Raw genomic sequence first — 15,923 nt, 5'->3', positions numbered from 1 at the left:
ATACTTTATAAATCTTTTAACTTCACCGAAACAATTTTTGAGACACCCGATTCTTGCATGGTCACTCCATAAATGGAATCAGCCGCAGCCATGGTTCCCTTACGGTGGGTCACGACGATAAACTGGCTATCCTTGTCAAATCGATTAAGGTAATCTCCAAAACGTTTAACATTGGCTTCGTCCAGCGCAGCTTCTACCTCATCCAAAATAACAAATGGGATAGTCTTAACTCGAATGATAGAGAAAAGCAAAGCTAGAGCCGACAGGGCTTTTTCCCCACCACTCATCAGATTGAGAGATTGGATTTTCTTGCCCGGAGGTTGAACAGAAATCTCAACCCCAGCTGTCAGCAAGTCTCCCTCAGTCAAAATGAGGTCCGCCTGACCTCCGCCAAACATCTGCTTGAAGGTCACTTTAAAGGACTCACGAATAGCTTCAAAGGTTGATTTAAAGCGTTCCTTGACCTCATCATTCATCTCTGTGATGGTTTCAAGCAGCAAGTTTTTCGCTGACAAAATATCATCTCGTTGGCTATTTAGGAAATCCAGACGGTTGTGAACTTCTTCGTACTGGTCAATAGCTTCTACATTGACAGGCCCCAGTGAGCGAATAGACTTCTCTAAATCCTGCACCTCTTGCTCTGCCAGATTGAGATTTTCCAACTCATGAGACTTTTCTAAAGCTTCAGTATAGCTAATCTGGTACTGCTCTGTTAATTGAGCTTGTAGATAGCGCAAGCGTTCGCTGACCTTTTCTTTCTTGGCTTCAGCACGTGTTTGCTTGCGAATCCACTCCTCATTCTGCTGGCGAGCCTGATCCAAATGACTAGCAATATCATCTAGTTGCCCTTCAATATCATCCAACTCAAACTGTTTGCGAATCAAACCTTGTTGGAGATTTGTTTTCTGGTTTTTGGCTTCTTCCGCCTGTTGACTGAGCAATTCTGTATCAACCTTCTCCAGATTATCAACCTTTTCTTGGAGAAGACGCTGGATTTCTTCTTGTTCAATATCCAGATTATCCAATTCCTTGCTTAGACGGTCAATGTCAGCCACTTCATAACGTTTTTGCCCTTGCAGTTCTGTCTTAAGTAAGCGAGCTTGCGCTAGCTCTTCTTGCAAGTTCTGATAACGTTCTTGGATGGCATTTTTGTTAGACTTAATCTCTTCAATCTCAGCTTCCAGATTTTGCTTTTCATTGGCAATGGTAGCAAGGCGTGCTTGGCATTTTTCCTTATCTGCTTGCCAATCTCCGTCAGAAAGACGATCTAATTCCTCTTCTTGAAGTTTCCAAAGAGTTTCTAGTTCTTCAACTTGCTGACTGGTCTGCTGATAAGCGAGGGCCAAGCCCTGCTCCTGAATACGAGCCTGCTCTCCTTGAGATTTGATTTCTTCTAATCTTTCTGTCAATCTAGCCATCTCATCTTGCAAGGTCTTCAAAGACGCTTCTTCTGAACGAAAACTTGCTTCTTCTTCAGCAATTTCTTTTTGTAATTGCTCCAGTTCTGGCTTGATAAAAATGCTGTTATTCTGGCGATTAGCACCACCCGCATAGGAACCACCTGTGCGCAACTCTGTACCGTCCAATGTCACCATACGAACCTGATAACGAACCTGGCGAGCAGCTGCACGCGCATGTTCTACGGTATCAAAAATAGCCGTCGTAGCTAGCAAGTTCTTGAAAATAGCTTCCAGTCTAGTATCGAATGTCACCAACTCATCTGCCATCCCAAGGAAACCTGAACTTGCAGCGATAGCATCTTGGTTCTGACTAGAAATCGTACGAGCCTTGATTGTTGTCAAAGGAAGGAAAGTTGCACGACCTGCTCTGTTCCGTTTGAGGAAAGCAATTGCCTTTGTTGCCGCCCCTTCATCTTCCACGATGATATGCTGGCTACTTGCCCCTAAGGCAATCTCTAGGGCAGTTTGATAATGCACATCAAAGGTCAGGTGCTCACTGACTGCCCCAATAATCCCACCAATGCGGTCTTTTTCTTGGAGAACACTCTTAACACCTGCATAAAAGTTACTATGATTTCTCAGGATATTTTCCAAACTTTGGGCTCTAGCCTGCTTGTTTTTGAGACTATCCAGACGGTCAAAGAGTTGAGTTTGTTGAGCTTGATAGGAAGTTTTCTCCTCCTCTTGCTCTTTGGCACAGATTTGGTAGTCAGCCAATAATTTCTGAACCTGCTCCTTGGCAGTTTCAAGTTCTTCTTTTTGCTGACTGGCCTTCTCTTTAGCTGTAGCCAGTTGTTCTTTTAGTTTTTGTAGTTGATCTGCTTGTTTTTGAGAAAGCTGACGGCTATTTTCCAACTCGTTTTCGATACGGGTCAACTGGTTTGAGACATCCGCTTCTTCCTGTAAAAGCGCCACAAAGCGTTCACGCAAAAGCTCAATCATCTGATCAGGATCATCTGAAAAAGCTAGCAATTCAGCTTCTAAACGATTGAGTTTTTGATTATTTTGGACTAGATTTTCCTCTAAAAGTGCTAAAGAGCTTTCTTTATCAGATTTTTCTTTGCTGAGTGAGCTTCTCTTATCCTCCAAAGCAGCCAAACGGGCTTGTGCTTCCTGTTGATTGATGGCTACTTGCTCAGATTCCAGTTTCGATAGGGCTAATTTTCTCTCTAAATCACTAATCAGACTAGTCAAATCCATCAAACTACCCTGGTCTTTAGCCATTTCAGCCTGCAAATCTTGGCGTTGCTTTTTTAGAGTTTGATTTTCTTCTTCTAATTTTTCACGCTTTTGGTAATAGCTTGTCAAGAGTTCCTGAACTTGTGCCAACTCTTCTTCTGTCGACTCTAGTTCAGCCTTATTTTCCTTGATTTGAGCAACCAGCACGTCTAAATAAATAGCCTTGCGTTGACCTTCCAAGTCTAAAAACTTACGGGCATTCTCAGCTTGCTTCTCAAGAGGCTTGATTTGATTGTCCAACTCATAGATAATATCCTCTAAGCGGTCTAGATTATCCTGAGTTTGCTGCAGTTTACTCTCAGTTTCTTTTCGACGAGTCTTGTATTTCAAAACTCCAGCAGCTTCTTCAAAAATAGCTCGGCGTTCTTCAGGCTTGGAGTTGAAAATCTCCTCAACCTTCCCTTGGGAAATAATAGAGAAGGAATCTCGTCCCAAACCTGTATCCAAGAAAAGATCATGAATATCACGCAGACGGACTTTCTTGCCGTCAATCTTGTATTCGCTATCTCCACTACGATAGATATGGCGTTCTACTCTGATTTCTTGACCTGCATCCTTGATAAATCCGTCATGATTATTCAGAGTCACAACTACAGAAGCATAATTGAGTGGTTTGCGACTTTCTGTTCCAGCAAAGATGACATCTGGCATCTTGCCACCACGGAGACTCTTAACACTTGACTCCCCCAAGGCCCAACGAAGACTTTCTGTAATATTCGACTTTCCAGAACCATTGGGTCCAACAACTGCCGTCACACCTTGGTCAAAGATGACCTTAGTCTTGTCAGCAAAAGACTTGAATCCCTGAATTTCGATTTCCTTTAAATACATGAATCCAGCCCTTTCTCAACGGCATTTTTGGCAGCTTCCTGCTCTGCTAATTTCTTAGAACGACCTTGACCTTGACCAATGCTCTTACCTTCGACAAGAACTTCTACATCAAAGACCTTATCGTGTGCAGGACCCGTTTCAGAAATCACCTGATAACGAATAGCCACATCGCCATTGACCTGAAGTAACTCTTGGAGATGGGTTTTGTAGTCTGTAATCATCTCAAATTCGCCTGCTTCAACCTTAGGAATCATGACTTGATAGATAAATTCCTTGACCTTGGCCACATCCTTGTCCAAAAGGAGAGCACCAAGAAAGGCTTCGAAGGCATCACCAAGAATGGTGTCACGATTGCGACCACCAGATTTTTCTTCTCCTTTACCAAGTTTTATAAATTGGTCAAACTGGCAATCACGCGCAAAACCAGCCAAACTCTCCTCTCGGACAATCATGGCACGGAGTTTAGACAAGTCACCCTCAGGCTTTTTAGGATATTTTTTATACAGATATTCTGAAATCAATAACTGTAGAACAGCGTCTCCTAAAAATTCCAAGCGTTCATTGTGTGAAATTTTTAAGAGGCGGTGCTCATTGGCATAACTTGTATGAGTAAAGGCAGTTTCCAATAAATTTCTGTCTGCAAATTCGATTGCAAAATAGTTCTTTAGTACAGTTTGTAATTCTTTCATACCAACCTCTTTCTAACTGATAACAGTCCTTTTTATTATATCAAAAAAAGCCCCCTGAGTCACTTTAAAACGGAACTGGAGGGGATTTGGGCATACTATAGAATATGATTTTCAGTTTTAAACTCTTTGAAAATCTCTTCAAACCACATCAGCTTCGCCTTGCCGTACTGAAGTACTGTCTACGGCTAACTTCCTAGTTTACTCTTTGATTTTCAGTTTTAGGGACAAATTTAGAGCAGTGTAAAGAAAAAAGCCCTATTAAAGGCTTTTTTAGGACGTTTACATCCACCCTGAGGGAATCGAACCCCCATCTCAAGAACCGGAATCTTACGTGATATCCATTACACTAAGGGTGGAAACTTGTTTTATTATAACAGAAATTTGCTCTAATAACAAGTTTTTTTCTAGTGAGATAGCCCGTCTTAGTGGGAAGCATCCCCATTCCAGATAGAGTTTTTCACGATAACATAATCAACGTGTTTAAGGTCAGCAACCTGACGTCCACCTGCATAAGAAATAGCACTTTGAAGGTCTTGTTCCATCTCAGTTAAAGTGTCTTGCAGATGACCTTTAGCAGGAAGCAAGATACGTTTGCCTTCCACATTTTTGTAAGCACCTTTTTGATATTGTGAAGCTGAACCATAGTACTCTTTGAACTGTTCACCATCAACTTCAATCGTTTTCCCTGGACTTTCGATGTGTCCTGCAAAGAGGGAACCAATCATGACCATGCTGGCACCGAAACGAATAGACTTAGCAATATCACCGTGAGTACGAATTCCTCCATCAGCAATAATCGGTTTACGTGCAGCCTTGGCACACCAACGTAGAGCAGCCAACTGCCAACCACCTGTACCAAAACCTGTCTTGACCTTGGTGATACAAACCTTACCTGGACCGATTCCGACCTTAGTAGCATCCGCACCAGCATTTTCCAATTCACGCACAGCTTCTGGTGTTCCCACATTTCCAGCAATGACAAAGGTATCTGGCAATTCTTTTTTGATGTGTTGAATCATAGAAATCACGCTATCCGCATGACCGTGGGCAATGTCAATCGTGATGTATTCCGGAGCATCAGCCTTGAGCTGGCTAACAAAATCATACTCATAGTCTTTAACACCAACAGAGATAGAAGCAATAAGCCCTTGATCGTGCATTCGTTTAATAAAATGAATACGTCCAGCCTCATCAAAACGGTGCATAATGTAGAAGTAACCACCTTTAGCCAGTTGCTCTGCTACATTTTCATCCAAAATCGTCTGCATATTAGCTGGCACAACAGGTAGTTTAAAGGTGTGCTTTCCTAGAGTGACACTTGTATCAGCTTCTGCACGGCTTTTAATGACACATTTATTTGGAATCAATTGAATATCTTCGTAATCAAAAATTGGAAATTCATTTAACATATCGATGTCTCGTTTCTTTTGTAATGACCTACCTATGCTTGCGCATCTCTACGCCTTTTCCGACGTTTCCTTAATTCATTATAAACTAAAGTACAGATTTTGTCAAATAATTTTATAAATTAAAATATAATGTTCGGATTTTTCTTGCGTAAATAGAAAAAAGAGGGGAAATTGTTTTCTCCCCACTTCTTCTACATTCTAATAATACTCCCCCTGACGGTAGTCCCATGAGTTAAAGGTGTCTGACAGGTGCATCATGATTTTATCAATGTCAAGCCCTTTACGGATTACAACTGGTGCTGGTGATGTTGAACGAGCTCCTCCTTGTTCTGGGATGAGTTTGCCGTCTTTATCAACCATAGAGACCATCACACCTTGCTCATAGCGAGTTTCAATCGTTTTGTCAGGCTGGATAGAAGCAACGTAGTCATCTGCCTCAATGACAAGGTCCACTGCCCCTTCGATACGTTCTCCAATACCTTCTACTTTACCACGGTTTCCTTTTCCAGATGGGTTAGCTGATGAGGCATAAACCATCTTGCCTTCTTCCCAAAGTTTGGCAGCCAATTGTTCACCAGCTTTACCAAATTTGATAACAAAACAGCTCGTTCCACGCACGTCAGTCATCAGCTCTTCACGACCATCACCGTATGCTTTGAGTTTTTCAAAAGCTTCTGGTTTCCAAGGAAGGATACAACCAAGAAGAATATCTTCATCCCAATGTTTTTGGTAGAAGGCTTCAATTTCTGGGTTAAGTTGTGCTAAAGCACGAAGCTCATCCATGCTACCGCAGAGAACAACACCTGGTTTGTTACGGTTACGCTCTTTGGCTGCGAACTTACGCTCAAGTCCTGCCTTATCGCTGGTCATGATAATGTAACCAACTTTGGTAGGGCAAACAATACATCCGCCCTCACCTTTTAAAATGTCATAGCCTTCTTGTGAAAGAGTTCCGTTCCATTGAATGTGTTTTGTCATAGTTCTATTTCCTTTTCTAATTTTCTTCTAATCCTGCCAGTAGGCTGGTCGTTGTTTTTCATAAGCAGCAATCAAATTTTCATACTGCAAGGTAATACCGATATCATCCAAACCATTTAAGAGCTTGTGTTTCCACTCGCTATCGATTTCAAAAGTGAATTCTCCAACTGGTGAGATGATTTTTTGTTGTTCCAAGTCCACGGTTACCTGGTCACTTGGTTGTAGCTGAGCTAGTTTCTCTCGAACCTCTCTGGGCTGAACAATAGGTAACATACCATTATTAAGTTCATTATTGTAATGAATGTCCCCAAAAGATCCTGCAATCACAACCTTAAAACCATAGTCCGCTAGAGCCCAAGCGGCGTGCTCCCTCGAAGATCCTGCCCCAAAGTTATCCCCTGAGATGAGAATACTGGCTTTCCGATATTCAGGTCGGTTAAAGACAAAGTCTGGGTCCTCAGTATACTTGTCATCCAGATAACGCCAAGCATACATGAGGTACTTACCAAAGCCTTTTTTATCAATTAACTTGAGAAACTGCTTGGGTAGGATTTGGTCGGTGTCGATGTTATCATTCATGAGAGGAACAGTCGTTCCCGTATAAACTGTAAATTTCTCCATATCCTCTCCTTACTGGGCTTCTGGCATTTGCCGAACATCTACGAAACGCCCTGCAATAGCTGCCGCAGCTGCCATAGCTGGACTACAGAGATGAGTCTTAGCGCCAAAGCCTTGTCTGTCTTCAAAGTTTCGATTGCTGGTTGAGGCGCAGTGAACACCATCAGGGACCTTGTCTGGATTCATCCCTAGGCACATAGAACAACCTGGATCTCTCCACTCAAAACCAGCGTCTAGGAAAACCTTGTCCAAGCCCAACTTCTCAGCAGCTCGTTTGACAGGACGAGAGCCTGGAACTACGATAGCTGTTAGATTAGGAGCAATTTTCTTTCCTTTGACAAATCGCGCAGCCAGTTGCAAGTCGCTGAGACGAGCATTTGTACAAGACCCGATAAAGATATAGCCTAGTTCAATATCAGCTGGCTTTTGACCAGGCTCCAAGTCCATGTAATTGTAGGCTCGCTCATCATTCATATCCTTAATTTCTGGGAAGCTACTGTCAAAGTCAACTCCCATAGCAGGATTGGTTCCCCAGGTTACCATAGGAGCTAAGTCTGAGACATCAATCCGAATAACCTTATCGTAAACGGCATCCTCATCACTGACAATTGTTTTCCAATCCGCCACAGCCTCCTTGAAAGCTTCTGGAACACATTCGCGTCCCTTGAGATAGTCATAGGTTGTTTGATCCGGATTCATAATTCCCATCTTAGAGCCAAACTCGATGGACATATTGCAGATGGTCATTCGCTCTTCCATGCTTAGTGCATCAATCGCTTGCCCACGATATTCCACGACATAACCAACTCCACAGGCAACGCCGTACTTGGCAATCAGGGCGAGAATGTAATCCTTGGAATAAACTCCTTTTTGAGGAACTCCAGTGAATTCTACCAACATTTTCTTAGGTTTAACCTGCCAGAGTGTCTGGGTAGCGAAGACATGCTCAACCTCACTAGTCCCAATCCCAAAAGCGATTGCTCCGAAAGCACCGTGAGTTGCTGTGTGACTATCTCCACAGACGATGAATTTTCCTGGTTGAGTTCTTCCAGTTTCTGGTCCAACCATGTGAACAATTCCTTGTTTTTCAGAACCATGGGCCGCATGTTCAATCCCAAACTCCTCAACATTTTCAGCCAGCTTATCAATTTGAGCCTTGGAAATGACATCTCGAATATCGTAGATATTGACCGTCGGGACGTTGTGGTCAAAGGTTCCAAATGTCAAGTCTGGTCGTCTCAATCTACGACCTGCGTCTCGTAATCCTTGAAATGCCTGAGGACTGGTCACTTCGTGGATATAGTGCTGGTCCACATACATGAGTTGGGGTTGCCCCTCTTCTCCCGTGATGACATGACGGTCCCATAATTTATCAAAAATCGATTTTCCTGCCATCCATTACCTCCAAATAAAATATAAGGCTACTAGTGTGGTCACCATCCCGAGAAACCAAACCGTTTTAAAGTACCATTTTCGAGTCTTGTGTTGAAAAGTGATTCCTGCTAACCAAGCACCAAAACCACCACAAGTAAGGGCTAAAATAAGTAAGATTTTCTCAGGGATGCGCCAAACTCTTCTCCTTGCCTTAGATTTGTCAATGCCATAAATCAAGAAAACCATGACATTCCAAATCAAAAGGACTAGAGTAATTCTTTCGTCTAACTTCATAACCTTGCAATAATAGCTTCTGTCATTTCCTTAGTCGAAGCCTGTCCACCTATATCTCTTGTTAAAATGCCAGCCGCTAAACTAGCTTCAACAGCACGCTCAATACGCTCTGCATCCTCATAACGACCAAAACTATCTCTCAACATCATGGCCACTGATAAAATCATGGAGATAGGATTTGCAATGCCTTGACCAGCAATATCAGGAGCTGAACCGTGAATAGGTTCATAGAGACTTGGACCCTTTTCAGAGTGACTGGCTGATGGCATAACCCCAAGTGTGCCAGATAGAACGCTTGATTCATCAGAGAGAATATCTCCAAAAAGATTCTCCGTTACAATAACATCAAACTTAGCAGGATTGGTAATCATGAGCATGGCAGCTGAGTCCACCAGCTGGTGTTCCAAAGTCACATCTGGGAAATCCTGTGCGACCTTCTCAGCTACTCTTCGCCAGAGTTTTGATGTCGCCAACACATTTTGCTTATCGATACTAGTAACAATTTTTCTGCGATTTCTTGCAATTTCAAAGGCCTTACGAATAATCCGCTCTACTTCCTCATAGCTATAGTCGTTGATATCACGCGCTTTTCGCTCTTCAAGAATATGATCTCCAAAGTAAATCCCGCCTGTCAACTCACGCACCACGACAAAGTCTACACCAGCAATTCGTTCCGGTTTGAGTGGTGACAAATGCTTGAGACTGTCAAAGATTTTTACAGGGCGAATATTAGCGTAAAGATTGAGTTCCTTACGGAGGGCTAGCAAGCCTTGTTCAGGCCAAACCGTTTCACTATCATACTGGGGACTACCGATAGCCGCTAGGAGAATGGCATCTGCTTCACGACATACCTTGAGGGTTTCATCAGGTAAGGGATGCCCTGCAGCATCAATACCTGCACCTCCAAAAGGTCGTTTGTCTATTTCATAGACAAAGCCTGTTTTTTTAGCTAGAGCCTCCAGAACCTCTAAACCAGCCTCCATGATTTCTGGGCCAATTCCGTCCCCTGCTAAAGCTACTATTTTCTTTGTCATAGCCTTCTCCTTTACACACTAGGCATATCGCGGTAAGAAACACTGCGTCCCATCTCACCAGCATTCTCTTTTTGAACAAAGGTGTTGGCATTGATATAGGCAATAGCCGAAGCCTTCAATACATCGAAATCAAGGCCTGCTGCGTTAAAGATGGTTTCTGTATCTCTGTTTTCAACAGTGACCAAGACCCGAGCTTGGGCATCAATTCCATCTGTCACAGCATCAATGGTATAGGATACCAAGCGGACAGATTGGTTAAAGAACTTATCGATAGCGTTAAAGATTGCTTCAACGGAACCTTGCCCGGTTGCATTAAATTCGACTTTCTCACCATCCATATTAGCCAGGCTAACAAGCGCTTCAATGTCATTATCTGCATGGATTTGCAGTTGTAAATCATCAAAGTGGAATCCTTCAGGATTTTCAACCATGGTTCCAGCTACCAGAGCACGAATATCTGCATCTGTGATTTCTTGTTTCTTGTCGGCCAATGCCTTGAACTTAGCAAAGAGTGGTTTGATATCCTCTTCTGTAAAGTCTAGGGCCAATTCTCTTAGTTTCTCGACAAAGGCATGGCGACCAGACAATTTTCCAAGTGGGAGGCTGTTACTCTTGACACCGACCAATTCAGGAGTGATGATTTCATAGGTAAGAGGATTTTTAAGGACTCCGTCTTGGTGAATACCAGATTCGTGAGAAAAGGCATTGCCACCGACCACAGCCTTGTTTTTAGGAACTGGAATTCCTGAAAAGCGAGAAACCATTTCTGACGTATTGATGGTCTCATTTAGGACAATACTAGTTTCTGCTTGATAGTAATCTTGGCGAATATTGAGAGCCACTGCTATTTCTTCTAAAGCAGCATTGCCAGCTCGCTCACCAATACCATTAATGGTTCCCTCTACTCGTCCTGCCCCATTCTTGACAGCAGCTAGGCTATTAGCCACTGCCATCCCAAGATCATCATGACAGTGAGGCGAATAGATAATCTGGCGATCCGTCTTGACATTCTCAATCAGGTATTTGAAGATGGCTCCATATTCCTCTGGTGTAGTAAATCCTACCGTGTCAGGGATATTGATATAAGATGCACCTGAATCAACCGCTGTTTGAACAACTTGCAGGAGGAAATCCAACTCCGTTCTGGTCGCATCCTCAGGAGAGAATTCGACAATCTCAAACTTAGAACGGGCATAAGAAACATGCTCCTTAATAGCTTCTAGAATCTCTTCCTTGCTCTTATTGAGCTTATACTTACGATGAATCGGACTGGTAGCGATAAAGACATGAACCTGTGGATACTTGGCGTCCTTGAGAGCCTCGTAGCAAGCATCGATATCAGACTTGACCGAACGTGCCAAACCAGTCACCGCTGTTTTCTTCAAGACCTTAGCAATCTCCTGCACTGCCGTAAATGAGTCTGGACTAGCCGCTGGAAAACCAGCTTCAATGGCTGAAATGCCCCATTTTTCTAGTTGTCTTGCGATGGCAATTTTTTCCTTGATTGAAAAGTTAACACCTGGTGTCTGTTCTCCATCCCGAAGGCTGGTATCTAGAAATTCAACTGTTCTCATAAGATTTCCCCTTTTCCAAATGTGCTTTTAAAAAAACATCTCGCTCAGAAACCCAAGCGAGATGTTGATTCACTCCCGCTTGGTAAGCCAAACAGGACTAATGCTTTTTGCACTAGCCCGAGTACCTCAACAACAAAGCAAATTGATTAAACTTAGCTGTTTTCATGTTTGACTTTCTCCTTCGTTTGATATCTTGTTTAGTATTTTAGCATAGGCAAAAGTGCTTGTCAAGAAAAAATCCAATATTTTCTGAAAATTTCTTCAGTAGAGAATATTTTGCTAATTGAAAGTTCTTGAAAACCATTGAAATGTTTCATTTTTTAGTGGTTAAGTTCCAACTTTTTTCTATAAATTCCAATACTTCTTTATCTGATAAAGTATCATCAAGCGCCACACTAATCCAGTAACGTTTATTCATATGAAAAGCTGGATAAACGCCTTTGTGTGAAAGTAAATCAGCTACTTGGTCATGTTTGAGGTTGACTGCTTCCACCTGTCCTTCTCTGCCCTTTTCCAGCTTATCCCAAGAGATTTTCATCAAGACGGCATACCACTTTTTATTGCCTTCATGTCTTAACACTGCCGTATCAGGCGATTTCTCCCACAAATACTCCAACTGATTACCATACTTTTCCTGAACTTGAGTCATGATTCGCTTAGTCTGAGGGCAGATAAAATCCTGTACCTCAAAACAAGCCTTCCGAATCTGGTAGAGAATCTCCAGACAAGCCTCACGGACACTTGCAACAAAACTTCCTGTCATACTTTCCATATGAACTTGAGGATAGAGGTCACCAGTCTCCTGGTCAAAGACTTGAAAACTCACATTATCAGTAGTGATGGACACAGTCATGACAAAGTCATCCTGCAAAATTTGGCAACTATAGGTCCAGACTCCACCATTTTCTACAAAACCATAATCATGAGCCTTTTCTTGATTAAACTGATAGGATTTAAAAATTTCAAACATAAGTGAAAACTGCTACCCAAAGCTAGCAGTTCCTTTCTATTTTTTAAAAGACAACCTTGGTTCCATGTAATTGTGTCACGCCTAGCTGATTGATAAAGGTTTGACGGTTGTCAAGGTCAATCCCCCCACCTGGTAGAATTTCAATTTTACCTTTAGCGTGCTCCAAAATTCTGTGATAGTGAGCAAAACGTTTTTCTAAGGAGTCGCCAGACACACCAGCGCGAGTTAGGATACGAGTGACTCCAGCTTGACTAAGCCAGTCAATAGCTTCCAGTTGATCTTCATCGCTCAATTCATCAAAGGCCATGTGGAAGACAATTTCCATTCCTTTTGATGCAGCAATTAACTTTTCAAGATTAGGCTTATCCAACTTCTTATCAGCTGTTAAAGTCCCAAATACAACCCCTTGACTTCCAGCATGAGCAGTCAAACGAATATCTTCCAGCATGATATCAATTTCTAGGTCATTATAGACAAAGTCGCCACCACGTGGACGAATCATAGTCATAATGATCGTATCGTAGTTAGATGCCAGTTCAACCGCTGCCTTGGTTACTCCATAGCTTGGTGTTGTTCCTCCCACTGCTAGATTATCACAGAGTTCGATTCGACGAGCTCCAGCCTGCATCGCTTTTTCAAGCAAGGTCACATTTTCAGCACAAAATTCGTAAATCATTTGATTCTCCTTGAGTATTACTTTAAATTTATTATATCATATTGTTGTGAATATACTTTCGTTTTTATCAAGGGAAATAACTACTATTTTAACTATTCTTTATCTGGAATGACCTTGAAGAGATAATAAGTGATAAAGATGGTCAAGGCTCCCAGACCGATTTTGACTGGTAAGAGAGGGGCAAAATAAATGGAAATTCCCATCAAGATGTAGATAGATACGATGATTTTTTTCTTACGTTCACGCGCAATGGACTTGGTCTCACGAAAATCAGCCACATATGCTTGATAGAGTTTGGTATGATAAAGCCAATCTTCGAAGCGCTTGGAACTTCTTGAGAAACAAGCAATAGACAACAAAAGAAAAGGCGTTGTCGGCAATAAGGGCAAAACAACCCCAATAATAGCCAAGGCCAGTGATAAGAAACCAATAATTAGATAGATAAGACGCATAACTTCTCCTAGTTAAAATAATCTTCTTCTAGTTTCGCATACAATGATGAATTTTGTCAAGCTCCAACCAGAAAGAGCCTGAAATTCACTTTCAGGACTCTCCTCTTATTTAATCTTTTCTTCTTCGTAGTCACCCTTACTACATACAATCTGTTTGCCACCACCGCGGACTTTTTTCTCCATGAGGAAGTTGCCACATTTTGGACAGTCACGACCAACAGGCTTGTCCCAAGAAGTAAATTCACAATCTGGATAGCGATTGCAACCATAGAAGAGGCGATTGCGTTTGGTCTTACGTTCAATGATTTGTCCCTGATGACAGCTTGGACACTCAACACCAATCTCTTTCACGATTGCTTGGGTATGACGGCAATCTGGGAAATTGCTACAAGCGTAGAACTTACCAAAACGACCAAGTTTAATGACCATTGGACTGCCACACACTTCACAGTCAAATCCAGCTGGTTCATCCTTGATTTGGATTTTTTCCATTTCTTCTTCAGCCTTGGCCACTTCTTTGGAGAATGGTCTGTAAAAGGCATCAATGACACGTTGCCACTGCTCTTTTCCAACTTCGACATCATCCAGTTTGCCTTCCATTTCAGCTGTAAAGGTCACGTTTACGATATCTGGGAAATATTCAACGATGAGCTTGTTAACAATTTCTCCCAACTCTGTCGGTTCAAAACGTTTGGCTACAAGACGAACATAATAACGTTTCTGAATAGTTTCAATGGTCGGTGCGTAGGTTGACGGACGTCCAACCCCATTTTCCTCCAAGGTCTTGATCAGTGTCGCTTCAGAATAGCGAGCAGGTGGTTGAGTAAAATGTTGCTCTGGTTTGCTATTGATCTGCTTGACCACATCTCCAACAGCCATATCCGGTAACATCTTATTCTTGTCAGAATCATTATAAATAGCAAGATAACCATCAAACTTAACCTGACTACCATTAGCAGCAAATTGAACCCCATTTTGAGACAATTTAACGGCCATGGTATCAAAGACAGCAGCTGTCATCTGGCTAGCCACAAAACGATTCCAGATAAGGGTATAAAGCTTGAGCTGATCCTTGTCCAAATACTTAGCGATGCTTTCCGGTGTATTAAAGACACTAGACGGGCGAATAGCCTCGTGGGCATCCTGAGCACCTGAAGCATTTTTAACCTTGCTCCCATGCTTAGAATACTTGCTACCAAAGCGGTCCGTAATGAAACTTGCTGCTTCATTTTGCGCTACTGGACTGATACGAGTCGAATCGGTACGCATGTAGGTAATCAAACCTTGCACACCAGAACCAATATTGATCCCTTCATAGAGCTGTTGGGCAACCATCATGGTCTTTCGAGTACGGAAATTGATTTTATTAGCAGCATCCATCTGCATAGATGACGTGGTATAAGGTAAAGGAGCATTACGCTTGCGCTCTTTCTTATCTACCTGATCCACTGAAAAGTCTTTACTAGTCAGACGAGACAAGACTTCCTTAACCTCGTCATTGCTAGTCAGTTTTAGCTTTTTACCATCTACTCCATAGAAGGAAGCCTGAAATTGCTTGGTTCCCTTTTTAAAGATGCCATCAATTGTCCAGTATTCTTCAGGCTGAAAGACATTAATTTCATTCTCACGGTCAATGATTAACTTAAGCGCAATAGACTGAACGCGACCTGCTGACAAGCCCTTCTTGACCTTCTTCCACAAAATAGGCGAAATCGAGTACCCCACCAAGCGGTCTAGGACACGACGAGCCTGTTGAGCATCGACCAAGTCCATATTAATCTTACGCGGTTCTTTAAAAGCATTTTTGACCGCATCCTTGGTGATTTCATTGAAGACCACACGGTTGGCATCATTTTCATCTAAGTTGAGAATGTGAGCCAAATGCCAAGAAATCGCTTCTCCTTCACGGTCCGGGTCACTCGCCAGAAAGACTTTATTAGCTTTTTTGGCTTCTTTTTTCAAGTCATTGATAAGAGGCCCTTTTCCTCGGATATTGATATATTGCGGTTCATAATTATTTTCAATATCGACGGACATACTAGATTTCTTCAAATCACGGATATGGCCGACACTGGCTAAAACCTTGTAGTTTCTGCCTAGATATTTCTCAATCGTTTTGGCCTTAGCAGGCGACTCCACGATTACTAGATTTTTTTTAGCTGTTGATTTTTTCTTTTTTGTTGCCGTAGCCACAGTATCACACCTTTTCAAAGTAATAAACTTTATAAAGTGTAAACCATTTTGCCATAACTGTCAAGACTTAGCTACTATAATAGAAGAAAAGTTTATCTAGTAAGCGGACTTTCTTCTTATACTCAATGAAAA

At 42.2% G+C, this 15,923-nt stretch carries 13 protein-coding genes and 1 tRNA gene; all 14 read right to left on the bottom strand.

Translation table 11 applies throughout. The features are described from left to right. Positions 1-5: 5 nt before the first annotated feature. The gene (smc, locus tag FQT24_RS01925) at positions 6-3,530 is read right to left on the bottom strand and encodes a chromosome segregation protein SMC (RefSeq protein WP_143952020.1); all 3,525 of its coding nucleotides are present in this window, start codon (positions 3,528-3,530) and stop codon (positions 6-8) included. Continuing rightward, entirely contained in the window at positions 3,521-4,219 is a 699-nt protein-coding gene (gene rnc / locus FQT24_RS01920; protein ID WP_143952019.1) for a ribonuclease III, read from the bottom strand. The genes smc and rnc overlap by 10 nt, the downstream gene beginning before the upstream one ends. 284 nt (positions 4,220-4,503) lie before the next feature. Beyond that, positions 4,504-4,575: transfer RNA gene (locus FQT24_RS01910), tRNA-Arg, on the bottom strand. A gap of 66 nt (positions 4,576-4,641) precedes the next feature. Beyond that, the gene (locus FQT24_RS01905) at positions 4,642-5,628 is read right to left on the bottom strand and encodes a GMP reductase (protein ID WP_143952018.1); all 987 of its coding nucleotides are present in this window, start codon (positions 5,626-5,628) and stop codon (positions 4,642-4,644) included. A 198-nt stretch (positions 5,629-5,826) separates the two neighbouring features. Next, positions 5,827-6,606, bottom strand: a complete 780-nt coding sequence (locus FQT24_RS01900) for an L-threonylcarbamoyladenylate synthase (protein ID WP_000160498.1) — start codon at positions 6,604-6,606, stop codon at positions 5,827-5,829. Positions 6,607-6,633: 27 nt separating this feature from the next. Further along, a complete protein-coding gene (gene leuD, locus FQT24_RS01895) occupies positions 6,634-7,227 on the bottom strand; it encodes a 3-isopropylmalate dehydratase small subunit (RefSeq protein ID WP_143952017.1) in 594 nt (197 codons plus the stop codon). Positions 7,228-7,236: 9 nt separating this feature from the next. Then, complete coding sequence (gene leuC, locus FQT24_RS01890) at positions 7,237-8,619, bottom strand: 3-isopropylmalate dehydratase large subunit (RefSeq protein ID WP_143952016.1); 1,383 nt, start codon at positions 8,617-8,619, stop codon at positions 7,237-7,239. 3 nt (positions 8,620-8,622) lie between these two features. Then, entirely contained in the window at positions 8,623-8,892 is a 270-nt protein-coding gene (locus FQT24_RS01885; RefSeq protein ID WP_143952015.1) for a DUF1294 domain-containing protein, read from the bottom strand. Then, on the bottom strand, positions 8,889-9,926 hold the full coding sequence (gene leuB, locus FQT24_RS01880) for a 3-isopropylmalate dehydrogenase (protein ID WP_143952014.1): 1,038 nt from the start codon (positions 9,924-9,926) through the stop codon (positions 8,889-8,891). The genes FQT24_RS01885 and leuB overlap by 4 nt, the downstream gene beginning before the upstream one ends. A gap of 11 nt (positions 9,927-9,937) precedes the next feature. After that, entirely contained in the window at positions 9,938-11,500 is a 1,563-nt protein-coding gene (locus FQT24_RS01875; RefSeq protein ID WP_143952013.1) for a 2-isopropylmalate synthase, read from the bottom strand. Between the two features lie 313 nt (positions 11,501-11,813). Then, complete coding sequence (locus tag FQT24_RS01865) at positions 11,814-12,470, bottom strand: MmcQ/YjbR family DNA-binding protein (protein ID WP_143952012.1); 657 nt, start codon at positions 12,468-12,470, stop codon at positions 11,814-11,816. A gap of 43 nt (positions 12,471-12,513) precedes the next feature. After that, entirely contained in the window at positions 12,514-13,146 is a 633-nt protein-coding gene (locus FQT24_RS01860) for a copper homeostasis protein CutC (RefSeq protein ID WP_020902796.1), read from the bottom strand. Between the two features lie 92 nt (positions 13,147-13,238). Then, entirely contained in the window at positions 13,239-13,598 is a 360-nt protein-coding gene (locus FQT24_RS01855) for a YbaN family protein (protein WP_004258004.1), read from the bottom strand. Between the two features lie 105 nt (positions 13,599-13,703). Further along, positions 13,704-15,791, bottom strand: coding sequence for a type I DNA topoisomerase (topA, locus tag FQT24_RS01850; protein ID WP_143952011.1), 2,088 nt, complete (start codon positions 15,789-15,791; stop codon positions 13,704-13,706). Positions 15,792-15,923: the final 132 nt, after the last annotated feature.

The sequence above is a fragment of the Streptococcus mitis genome (assembly GCF_901542415.1).
Taxonomy (GTDB): Bacteria; Bacillota; Bacilli; order Lactobacillales; family Streptococcaceae; genus Streptococcus; species Streptococcus mitis_BL.
This window is presented reverse-complemented; position numbering and strand designations above follow the sequence as displayed.

Excerpts from the sequence above, each read along its gene's own strand:
- leuB (WP_143952014.1), bottom strand. The coding sequence starts at position 9,926 with ATGACAAAGAAAATAGTAGCTTTAGCAGGGGACGGAATTGGCCCAGAA.
- FQT24_RS01875 (WP_143952013.1), bottom strand. The coding sequence starts at position 11,500 with ATGAGAACAGTTGAATTTCTAGATACCAGCCTTCGGGATGGAGAACAG.
- FQT24_RS01905 (WP_143952018.1), bottom strand. The coding sequence starts at position 5,628 with ATGTTAAATGAATTTCCAATTTTTGATTACGAAGATATTCAATTGATT.
- smc (WP_143952020.1), bottom strand. The coding sequence starts at position 3,530 with ATGTATTTAAAGGAAATCGAAATTCAGGGATTCAAGTCTTTTGCTGAC.
- leuD (WP_143952017.1), bottom strand. The coding sequence starts at position 7,227 with ATGGAGAAATTTACAGTTTATACGGGAACGACTGTTCCTCTCATGAAT.
- FQT24_RS01865 (WP_143952012.1), bottom strand. The coding sequence starts at position 12,470 with ATGTTTGAAATTTTTAAATCCTATCAGTTTAATCAAGAAAAGGCTCAT.
- FQT24_RS01885 (WP_143952015.1), bottom strand. The coding sequence starts at position 8,892 with ATGAAGTTAGACGAAAGAATTACTCTAGTCCTTTTGATTTGGAATGTC.
- FQT24_RS01900 (WP_000160498.1), bottom strand. The coding sequence starts at position 6,606 with ATGACAAAACACATTCAATGGAACGGAACTCTTTCACAAGAAGGCTAT.
- rnc (WP_143952019.1), bottom strand. The coding sequence starts at position 4,219 with ATGAAAGAATTACAAACTGTACTAAAGAACTATTTTGCAATCGAATTT.
- leuC (WP_143952016.1), bottom strand. The coding sequence starts at position 8,619 with ATGGCAGGAAAATCGATTTTTGATAAATTATGGGACCGTCATGTCATC.
- FQT24_RS01855 (WP_004258004.1), bottom strand. The coding sequence starts at position 13,598 with ATGCGTCTTATCTATCTAATTATTGGTTTCTTATCACTGGCCTTGGCT.
- FQT24_RS01860 (WP_020902796.1), bottom strand. The coding sequence starts at position 13,146 with ATGATTTACGAATTTTGTGCTGAAAATGTGACCTTGCTTGAAAAAGCG.